Here is a 5,195-nt window from a genome sequence, read left to right as displayed (position 1 = left end):
GTTCGAGTCGGGGAGGGGGAGCCAAATCATAATAATATCACTACTTTAGTTCCCCCTTAGCTCAGTTGGTTAGAGCGACGGACTGTTAATCCGCAGGTCCCCCGTTCGAGTCGGGGAGGGGGAGCCAATTATAAGAATTCCATAGACATTCCAGCAAAAATCCACTACTCTCCTATCTATAACTAAAGCATTAATTTATTATTCATATGCGTTGTAACTTAGTTTATTAATCAAGGACTTGATTCCTTCCCTTTTGAATTATTAAAAGACTGAAAACATGGCTGGTTTTAAAAAACTTATTTTTGTACAAATAATTACTTGGCTACTATGCATTGCAGCTGGAACTTACTTTATATCGGTAAGCTTTAACAATGCGGTTAGTGATGCGCAAAAAAATGCTCAAACTACTGTAACCAAATATATAAACGAAATATCTTTTAATGATGATTCAGCACAAAACTTAAAAAAAATAATTGCTGATGGAAAAACATTTTCTAGTTTTACATTAAGAGATTACCAAGGTAACGAAGTGTTTAGTATTGACACCCCTTCTCGCTTACCTATATTTGCTAACTTTATACAATCTAACCTTAACTCTATTCGTCCACAGTTTGCTGTTAATGATGCAGCAGATATAAAAATTGAGTTTACACTTAACATAGAACGCTTAGCTGAGCAGCTTCAAACCGCCCTATTCATTGTTATTGTTATTTCTGCTGCTTTAGTAATTATTCCTATTATTTTGATGAAATCGATTTTTTACCGTTTAAATAAAAATATAAGCATGACGGTTGCAGACACTATTGATATTTATATTAATCAAAACCAAGTTAATAACGATTTAGAAACAGCATTAGACGGTTCAAAATTAAAAAACTTAGGTAAAGACTTAGTTCCTAGTTTTAATCGTTTATCTCACTTTTTAAAATCAAAAAGTGATGATATTCAAAGTGCCGCGCAAGATATTAAACACGAAGCGTATAAAGATGTAATTACTGCGCTTGGCAATCGTAATATGTTTGTTGAGTATTACGAAAAAAACATCGAAAACACCGAAAAAAGCACGTTTGGTGCTTTAGCAATGGTTAGATGTAGCGAGCTACAAGCTATAAATCAAAGCCGTGGCTATCAAAAAGGCGACGAATACGTTAGAGGTGTTTCTGAAATAGTTAAACACATAAGTGGTACGTATACTGGCAGCCAAGTATTTAGATTAAACAGCTCTGATTTTGCCGTTGTATTGCCTAATGTACCTCTTAAAGAAGCTGAACGCTTTGGCGAAAACTTACAATCGCGCTTTACGCAATATCAACAAAACCAAGAACTAACTTCAGTAGCTAACACGGGTATTGTAGGCTACGAAAAAGGAAAACCTTTAGGGGAGCTTCTTTCGGTTGTTGATAATGCAATGAGTATGGCGCAATCAAAACAAGTAAATGCGTGGCATGTACAACGAGAAACCGATTTAGCTAATAACGCAAGTGCTGGGTTTGGTAATCAAAACTGGCGCAAAGTGATTAACGAAGTTATTGAATCAAAACGTGTGCACTTAGTAATGCAAAATATTATGCCACTTGGCAAAAGTATTAAAGCATACGCCGAAATACAAGTTAGATTTAAAACTGAAGATAACCAAGTACTCCCTACCGCGTCATTTTTGGCTATGGCCGAAAAACTCGATATGGCTATAGAGATAGACAGATTAATTATTGATTCGTCGCTTGAAAAAGTTAAGAGCCGTAACCTATCTGAGAAGTTTTTTGGCTTGAATGTAACAGCATCAAGCGCACACAACGACCAATTTGTAATTTGGTTAGAACGCCGCTTATTAAAAGATACTCACATTGCATCTAAACTTGTGTTTGAAGTAAGCGAGTTTGGTTTACAGCAAAACATTAAAGCTAGTAAGCGCTTTATTGATATGATCCACCGAGTTGGCGCTCGCGTAACAGTTGAACGCTTTGGTGTTGGCTTAACTTCATTTAAGTTTTTCCGCGATTTAAAACCCGATTTTATAAAAATGGATGCAAGTTACACTCGCGGTCTAGAAGATGATAAAAACAACCAATACTTTATGCGACTTATGGTTGATTTAGCGCACCGTATTGGCGTTAATGTATTTGCTGAAGGCGTTGAAAGCCAAGAAGAAAAGCACATTATTGAAACCCTATGTTTAGATGGTGTACAAGGTTATTACATCGAAAAACCTAAAGATATCTAAATCAATTAAGCTTGCTCGCTGTTAAATCAGCCTAGTAATGTTAATTAATTTAAAAAGAGCACTTGTTGCTCTTTTTTGCTTTGTGAATTGTAGTAATAACGCTGTGGTACTATTTGGCATTACTTGCACTGTAAAATTAAAGTAAATATTACATACGAATTACAGTATTTTTACACCTTTATAATTGCCTTTGAATTTTAACTTGTTTATTTGGCTGATAGTCACTGCACATGTTGTTAATCAGGGCAGAAAAAAGGATAATACCAATGATTTTAATAGCGTGAGGCACACATGACAGAATATGTCTTATTATTGATCGGAACTGTTCTGGTTAATAACTTTGTATTAGTACAATTTTTAGGCTTATGTCCGTTTATGGGCGTATCAGGGAAACTTGATACGGCAATTGGTATGTCATTGGCGACCACCTTTGTACTTACCCTTGCCTCCGTTACAAGCTACTTAGTAAATCAGTATATTTTAGTGCCACTCGACATCGAGTTTTTGCGCACTATGAGCTTTATTTTAGTTATTGCCGTTGTAGTGCAATTTACCGAAATGGTGGTGCGTAAAACCAGCCCTACTCTGTATCGCTTATTAGGCATATTTTTACCGCTTATAACTACTAACTGCGCTGTACTGGGTGTCGCTTTACTAAATATCAAAGAAGATCATTCATTTTTACAATCGGCAGTGTATGGTTTTGGCGCTGCGGTTGGCTTTTCGTTAGTGCTAGTTTTATTTGCAGCATTACGTGAACGTTTAGCAGCAGCTGACGTACCCACTCCTTTTAAAGGCGCCTCTATTGCCATGATAACCGCAGGCTTAATGTCGATGGCATTTATGGGTTTTACCGGATTAGTGAAATTTTAATATGACCTTGTTTTACGCCTTAATTGCGCTTGGCTCGTTAGCGCTGATTTTTGGGTTAATTTTAGGATTTGCCGCTATACGATTTCGTGTAGAGAGCAATCCCATTGTTGAACAAATAGACACCATTTTACCGCAAACTCAGTGTGGTCAATGTGGCTACCCGGGTTGCCGCCCTTATGCCGAAGCTATTGCAAACGGCGATGAAATAAATAAATGTCCACCCGGTGGTGAATCAACCATGAAGAAGCTTGCGGGCTTAATGGGTGTTGATGAAAAACCACTTGCGGGCGGCGAACAAGCAGATCCAGTAAAAACAGTTGCCTATATTCGCGAAGACGAATGTATTGGCTGCACTAAATGTATTCAGGCTTGTCCTGTTGACGCTATTTTAGGTGCCACTCGCCAAATGCATACTGTACTAATTGATGAATGCACTGGCTGCGATTTATGTGTTGAGCCCTGCCCTGTAGATTGCATTGATATGCTACCTGTAGCCGAAACTAAACAAAACTGGAAATGGCAGCTAGACGCTATTCCTGTTACACAAATAGATTAGAGGTTTGAGTGGATAAGTTACTTGAACAAATAAATAAAGGGACCGTTTGGCCATTTCCTGGCGGAATACACCCACCACAACAAAAATCACTCTCTAATAGTGCTAGCATTGCTCGCCTACCATTGCCCGAAAAGCTTGTCGTTGCTTTAAAGCAACACATAGGTGCAAATGGTAAGTTACTTGTAGAAAAAGGCCAGCGTGTACTTAAAGGCCAAGCATTAACTGCCCCCGCAGCTAATTGGTCAGTGCCGGTACATGCGCCAAGTTCAGGTATAATTACTGATATAGCACCAATGCCTTCAGCCCATCCGTCTGCCTTACCAGAACTTAGTATCGTTATTGAAACTGATGGAAAAGATGAATGGGTAGCACTTAACCCAAATAACAACCCCAAGACCTTAGCTCACGACGAATTAGTAAATATAATTCATCAAGCGGGCATTAGTGGCATGGGTGGCGCGGGTTTCCCTACTTATATAAAAGCAGATACAAAACAGCCAATTGAATTTTTGATTGTAAATGCAGTTGAATGCGAACCTTACATTACTGCAGACGACACGCTAATGCGCGAGCATGCAGCACAAGTAGTACAAGGTCTTGAGCTAATGCAACAGCTGTTAAATCCAACGCTGTGCATTGTAGGTATTGAAGATAATAAGCCTGAAGCTATTGCAGCTATGAGTAAAGCGGCTGAGCATAACAATAAAATAATAGTACAAACAGTCCCAACTATTTACCCCTCAGGTGGTGAAAAACAACTGATTAAGTTACTCACTAATCGTGAAGTACCAAGTACGGGTATACCCGCTGATATAGGCATACTTGTACAAAACACAGGTACGTTATTTGCCGTACAACAAGCAGTTTACGAAGGTAAACCGCTCATTGAACGTGTAGTAACGGTAACGGGCAATACCATTCATAAACCAGGTAATGTGTGGGCTTTATTAGGTACTGAAATAAAACACTTACTTGATTGCCAAGGCTTCTCACCCGTACCACAGCAAAGCGTTATAATGGGTGGCCCAATGATGGGCTTTACACTGCCAACCGTACGTATAGGTATTGTAAAAACAACTAACTGTATACTAGCGCCTGATCATAAAGAACTTGCAGAGCCTGGTCCTGAAAAAGCCTGTATACGTTGTAGTGCCTGTGCTGATGCTTGCCCTGCTTCTTTATTACCACAACAATTACAATGGTTTGCTAAATCGAAAGAATACGACAAACTTCAAGAACATAATTTATTTGATTGTATTGAATGTGGTGCGTGTGCGTATGTTTGCCCAAGTGAAATTCCACTCGTGCAATACTACCGCGTAGCTAAAGTTGAAATAAAAGAACAGCAAGCTGATAAAATTAAAGCAGATCGTGCCAAAGAGCGTTTTGATGCACGTAAAGAACGTTTAGACCGCGAGCAAGAAGAAAGACAAAATCGTCATAAACGTAAACCTGCCGCTAAATCAGCTGACGAAAAACAAAAAATAGCCGATGCATTAGCGCGTGTCAAAAACAAATCTGATAACGGCGATGAAAAATCGGCTG

4 protein-coding genes and 1 tRNA gene are annotated in these 5,195 nt (G+C 38.7%); all 5 read left to right on the top strand.

All coding sequences use genetic code 11. The features are described from left to right. Positions 1 to 50 precede the first annotated feature (50 nt). A tRNA-Asn gene (locus L647_RS0101610) sits at positions 51 to 127 on the top strand. Between the two features lie 150 nt (positions 128 to 277). Then, positions 278 to 2,221 carry a GGDEF domain-containing protein gene (locus L647_RS0101605; RefSeq protein WP_024609647.1) on the top strand — a complete coding sequence of 648 codons (1,944 nt, stop codon included), beginning with the start codon at positions 278 to 280 and terminating at the stop codon, positions 2,219 to 2,221. Between the two features lie 291 nt (positions 2,222 to 2,512). Next, a complete protein-coding gene (rsxA, locus tag L647_RS0101600) occupies positions 2,513 to 3,094 on the top strand; it encodes an electron transport complex subunit RsxA (RefSeq protein ID WP_024609646.1) in 582 nt (193 codons plus the stop codon). A gap of 1 nt (position 3,095) precedes the next feature. Then, entirely contained in the window at positions 3,096 to 3,650 is a 555-nt protein-coding gene (gene rsxB, locus L647_RS0101595) for an electron transport complex subunit RsxB (protein ID WP_024609645.1), read from the top strand. An 8-nt stretch (positions 3,651 to 3,658) separates the two neighbouring features. Further along, on the top strand, positions 3,659 to 5,195 hold a 1,537-nt coding region (rsxC, locus tag L647_RS0101590), incomplete at its 3' end, for an electron transport complex subunit RsxC (protein ID WP_024609644.1).

Origin of the sequence: Pseudoalteromonas sp. TB64 (assembly GCF_000498095.1) — a bacterium.
Taxonomy (GTDB): domain Bacteria; phylum Pseudomonadota; class Gammaproteobacteria; order Enterobacterales; family Alteromonadaceae; genus Pseudoalteromonas.
The sequence above is the reverse complement of the archived record's forward strand: the minus strand, read 5'-3'. Positions and strand labels throughout refer to the sequence as shown.

Excerpts from the sequence above, each read along its gene's own strand:
- rsxA (WP_024609646.1), top strand. The coding sequence starts at position 2,513 with ATGACAGAATATGTCTTATTATTGATCGGAACTGTTCTGGTTAATAAC.
- L647_RS0101605 (WP_024609647.1), top strand. The coding sequence starts at position 278 with ATGGCTGGTTTTAAAAAACTTATTTTTGTACAAATAATTACTTGGCTA.
- rsxB (WP_024609645.1), top strand. The coding sequence starts at position 3,096 with ATGACCTTGTTTTACGCCTTAATTGCGCTTGGCTCGTTAGCGCTGATT.